The 523-nt window shown below is 60.6% G+C and carries 1 protein-coding gene; it reads right to left on the reverse strand.

Translation table 11 applies throughout. From position 1 onward, the window contains the following. Nucleotides 1-316: 316 nt before the first annotated feature. Nucleotides 317-523 (reverse strand): transposase (locus tag AB839_RS21770; RefSeq protein WP_061480775.1); only part of this gene is annotated, 207 nt, incomplete at its 5' end.

Genomic DNA, 523 nt, shown 5'->3' on the forward strand with positions numbered 1-523 from the left:
CCGCCGGAGGATTTGGGTCGGAATCGGCCTTTGGTCTTGCCCTGGATTCGCTCCTCGGCCATTAACCGTGCCACGCGCTTGTGGCCGACTGGATGATTCCTGGCTCGTAAGGCCCTGACCAGCCGACGTCGCCCATAACTGCGCTTGCTGGTCACATGAATGGCCCGAAGCTCGGTACGGAGGGCCGAATCGACATCGCACGTTTGGGCACACTGCCGGCGCAGGTAGTCATGGAATCCAGAGACAGAAACCCCAAGAACCCGACACAGCAACCTGGTCGGGTAGTGAGTCCTTTGACTGGCGACGAAGGCGTACCTCACTTGGACTCTCTGGCAAAGAACGCCGCCGCTTTTTTTAGGATTTCCCGCTCCATCTTCAGATTGGCGTTCTCGGCCCGAAGGCGGCTGATCTCGCTTTCCAGGTCGGTGGCTGGCCTGCGAGCCTCAGAGGTCAACGACCGGCCAGCACGGACCGCGTCAAGCCAATTTGCCAGCGTCTTGACCGACATCTCCAGCTGACGGGC

Source organism: Stenotrophomonas sp. DDT-1 (genome assembly GCF_001580555.1).
In the GTDB taxonomy this organism is placed as follows: domain Bacteria; phylum Pseudomonadota; class Gammaproteobacteria; order Xanthomonadales; family Xanthomonadaceae; genus Stenotrophomonas; species Stenotrophomonas sepilia.